This window comes from Hydrocoleum sp. CS-953 (assembly GCF_002260545.1).
In the GTDB taxonomy this organism is placed as follows: domain Bacteria; phylum Cyanobacteriota; class Cyanobacteriia; order Cyanobacteriales; family Microcoleaceae; genus Trichodesmium.
Map to the genome: position 1 here is coordinate 1 of NZ_LGSU01000675.1, position 4,184 is coordinate 4,184.

Below are 4,184 nucleotides of genomic sequence, written 5' to 3' on the forward strand. Positions count from 1 at the left end.
GGGGAGTTGGGGAGTTGGGGAGTTGGGGATAAATTAAAATATATCCTCTCGATCACCAAATATTTTATTTATACCATTACATCCGGACATGATATTAGTCGAAGATGCTCATTCAGAATTTTTACAAAACTAGGGCAGGTTTTAGATTTAGCTCAAAGCTGAATTTTACCGAACATATTCCACAGTATTAATAACCGAATCAATTTCCACCTCTGCACCTGAGCTAACCACAAATTCACTTCCGCCAATTTCTGTAGCAATACTTCCCCAATCATAAGTATAGCCTAACCTCGTCCAAGGATAACCATTTTCACCATAAGAAGTAAGTATCTTGTCATTTACCCATTCCTCATGTAGAGGTTCAACATTATCAGGAAATTCCAAGTCGCAGCTAGTATCGTTAATTTCTGGATCTGGGCAAGGACGGAATAAATCTTTAGGTTCAACCCACATCTGTACAAATTTACTTTTACCATTGCGAGGAGGTAAACCTAAATATTGTTCCAGTCTGAGAGTTAAATTATCCTCATTCAGGCTAAGTTCAGACCCAAAAGTTTGTAACTGGGGAACAGGAGTAGTCCAGACTTCTCGACTTAACTGCATTTTTTCACCTACCTTGTCATTATAACCATTCCAGGCAGTCCAAGTTACCATCAATACCTGGGGTTTTCCATCTACTTCTCGCCATATTAAATCAGGATTATCTGAAGTAATTGACCATAGAGTATTATCTATTTCATCTTCTCTAGCATGAGCAGCATCTACAACTCCCCGTGTATAAGATCGTTGTAGTTGAATATCAAATAATTCTTGTAATTCCTGTAAATTTTCTGGGCATGCTGCTAATGATTTTTGCATTGGTAAACCAAAAATCAGGATAATTCCTAATATTAGGGTGATTAATTTTTTTGATAGACTGACCAGTTGTTTTTTCATAGTTTTACTGATTTAACTATTTACTAATTTACAATACTTATTTATAGGTAAGAAAAATATAGCAATCCTGTTTAGAGGTTATAAAATTTTATCGTAGGGGTTTGGTCTCCAAATCCCTTGGTAACTGTGTTTGGAACCCCAACCCCTACAGCTCATAATTTTTGCATTGGTAAATCAAAAATCAGGATCATTCCTAATATTAGAATGATTAATTTTTTTGATAGAGTGAAAAGTTGTTTTTTCATAGTTTTACTGATTTAACTATTTACTAATTTACATTATGGTAACTGTGTTTGGAGACCAAACCCCTACAGCTTTCTCTGACAAATCATTTAGGATTGCTATAGCAACAGCAAGTAAATTTTTCCCAAACCATTTTCAATTCTGAATAATTTATCCTAAATTATTCTTCAAGATAGGAATCCTATATTGGTCGTGACAGTTTTTATAATAATTAATTTGAGTTAAAAACCTTTAAATTTTTTACTCCTGACTCCTAACTGCTACTAAAATATTACCGAATAATAAAGGTATAAAGCCTCTCACTCACCGTGGAGAAACAAAAAAAAATTTCCTTTTATTCAATCCTCTTCCTTTTAACCAGAGGTAATTATCAATTATCCATTATCAATTATCCATTATCAATTATCCATTATCAATTATTGAACACCGATTAGAGGATTGCTATATCATATTTTTATGACTTAAAAACTAACTTGTCTAGCAGCCATCATATAACGAAAAATATATTCTACTAACTCAATATAATGATAAGCAGATTCAGTAGAATTTGCCCAAACAGTTACACCATGATTACGAATTAATAAAGCAGGAATTTTTGGTGGAGAATCTCCGAAGCGATCGCTTATTTCATCAGCAATTTTTTTAACTTCTAAATGATTCCCAAATAAAGGCATTTCTACCCAAGGATTTTCTTCCCAAATTCCCAAACCTTTCAACATTTCTAGTGATGGTAAAAGCAAACCATTTCCCTCAGTAAAATTAGAGACTAAATTTGCCTCTATAGAATGTACATGATAACAAGCTTTAGCTTCTGGAAAACATTGATAAATAACTTGATGAATACTTGTTTCAGCCGAAGGGCGAAAATGAGGATTTAGCTTTTCTAATACTTGACCATTTATATCTACTCGCACAAAATCTTGTTGACTTAATTCTCCTTTTGGGCGGCCACTAGCAGTAATCCAAAAACTATTATCAGGTAGACGAGCAGAAAGATTTCCAGCAGTACCTACCATCCAACCTTTTTGATAAAAATTTGTCGCTGCATAGATTAAAGATTCACGAGGGTCAATGTTCATTTTTAAGTAATACTTACAAGTATCTATAACTTTTTACTATGAATTTAGTAAATATGATTAATCTGTTTAAGGTATCAAAATCTAGACTAAAATTTCAATATTAAATATTTTCTTAATCTCTGTTAATTATATCTATCGGGAAAAGATGGAGTAGGGAGTAGGGAGTAGGGAGTAGGGAGTAGGGAGTAGGAAGTAGGGGGAAATAATTGATGATTTAGGAGAGATAATTGATTTTATTTTTGATGCTCGGAGATGTCTATAAGATAGCGGTTGATTAATAAGATATACTATTTTTTCCCTTGTCTCTGTTTTCTATTCCCTAAAATCTAAAACTTATTGATCTCATCTATTTGATAAATACTATAACTAACAATTAATTATTACCAAAAAAGGAGGTCCAAAGCCTCCCCTTTTAAGGGGATGAAAAAAATATTTAATTCAGTATTTCAAGCCTCCGACTTTAGTCGGAGGTTCCCTGATAACTGATAACTGATAACTGAAATGACCTCTTCTGTAATATAGCAATCCTAAATTGGTCGTGACAAACCAAAAAGTAGATAAAAAAACTGAAACTCTTGCCTGTTGCCTGTTCCCTGTTCCCTAAAAGCAGTAAGACTTTTATACACAAATAAAATAGAATTGCTATAGAAGGATTGAAGAAAAGGATTTTTTTTCTTTTTTCTCTTGAAATAGAAGGTTTTATACCTTTATTTTTCTGTAATTATCAATTATCCATTATCAATTATCCATTATCCATTATCCATTATCCATTACCAATTATCCATTATCCATTATCCATTAATGAATTACTTTCTATTTCCAGAATGCCAGGATTTAAGAATTGAGTTAAAGTTGTGAATGAAAATAATATCAATTAAGAGCTGCTAAGATAACATGAACCCACTAAATCGTTTTTCTGACCGAGCAACAGATTATGCCAACTATAGACCCAACTATCCAAAAGAAACTATTACTGCTATAATAAGCGGATTTGAAAATCCTTCTGAATTAGTAGCAGCAGATATTGGAGCAGGTACAGGAATTGGCTCTAAAATGTTAGCTGAACAGGGAATCAATGTAATTGCTATTGAGCCAAATATTGAAATGATAAATGCTGCTGCACCTCATCCTTTAATCAAATTTCAGGAGGCAACTGCAGAAGCGACAAATCTACCCGATCAATCTGTAGATTTAGTCACTTGTTTTCATGCTTTTCATTGGTTTAACTTAGAACCTACCCTACGAGAATTTCACAGAATTTTAAAACCATCTGGCAGGTTAGCTATTGTCAGGAATAACTGGAATAAACAAGATGGATTTACTAAAGAAAATAGTAATTTAATGAAGCAGATATCTAAACTTCATCCACTAGCCAAAAAGAAGCCTCATGTTTCGATTACATCTGTAGAAGAAAGTCCAAATTTTGTTAATTTTAGACATTCAGTATTTGCTCATCGACAAGAGTTAGATTTACTCGGATTAATTGGTCGAATTATGAGTTCTTCATCAGTGCCAAATAAGGGTTATGAACGAGAAGAGATTACAAAAAATTTGAAGGTATTATATGAACGATGGGTAGATAAAAAAGGTTTAGTTTATTTAGTTTATCGTACCGATTTATATCTTGCTGAACCGAGGGTAATAATTACTTCCTTTAGGGAATAGGGAATAGGGAATAGGGAATAGGGAGATAGTTAATAATTAAATATCTTGGTTTAAAGTCTCCCCCCTTATGAGAAAAAAGAAATTTTTTTCTTTGCTCCTCAATCCTCTCCCTTTTAGGGCTATGCTTTATAAACATCTTTCTTAAGATAAAATTTGACACTCACAGACAAGTTATGTGTAAGTCTCCCAGAGGCTTTTTTTGGAGAAATAATAATTGAAAAATACACTATGAGCTTAGACTGTAGACAAAATTCTTACTCC

At 33.0% G+C, this 4,184-nt stretch carries 3 protein-coding genes; 1 reads left to right on the top strand and 2 read right to left on the bottom strand.

Annotated elements, in window-relative coordinates:
• Positions 1–165: 165 nt before the first annotated feature.
• Both AFK68_RS07705 and mtnB read right to left on the bottom strand, forming a co-directional pair.
• The gene (locus tag AFK68_RS07705) at positions 166–936 is read right to left on the bottom strand and encodes a hypothetical protein (protein WP_094672248.1); all 771 of its coding nucleotides are present in this window, start codon (positions 934–936) and stop codon (positions 166–168) included.
• A 704-nt stretch (positions 937–1,640) separates the two neighbouring features.
• Positions 1,641–2,258 (bottom strand): methylthioribulose 1-phosphate dehydratase, encoded by a 618-nt coding sequence (gene mtnB, locus AFK68_RS07710; protein ID WP_094672249.1) that lies wholly within the window; start codon positions 2,256–2,258, stop codon positions 1,641–1,643.
• An 894-nt stretch (positions 2,259–3,152) separates the two neighbouring features.
• Between mtnB and AFK68_RS07715 the strand changes: the two genes are divergently transcribed.
• The gene (locus AFK68_RS07715) at positions 3,153–3,923 is read left to right on the top strand and encodes a class I SAM-dependent methyltransferase (protein ID WP_094672250.1); all 771 of its coding nucleotides are present in this window, start codon (positions 3,153–3,155) and stop codon (positions 3,921–3,923) included.
• Positions 3,924–4,184 lie beyond the last annotated feature (261 nt).

What these genes read in the sequence shown, in the direction of transcription:
- AFK68_RS07705 (WP_094672248.1), bottom strand. Translation starts at nt 936, where the DNA reads ATGAAAAAACAACTGGTCAGTCTATCAAAAAAATTAATCACCCTAATA.
- AFK68_RS07715 (WP_094672250.1), top strand. Translation starts at nt 3,153, where the DNA reads ATGAACCCACTAAATCGTTTTTCTGACCGAGCAACAGATTATGCCAAC.
- mtnB (WP_094672249.1), bottom strand. Translation starts at nt 2,258, where the DNA reads ATGAACATTGACCCTCGTGAATCTTTAATCTATGCAGCGACAAATTTT.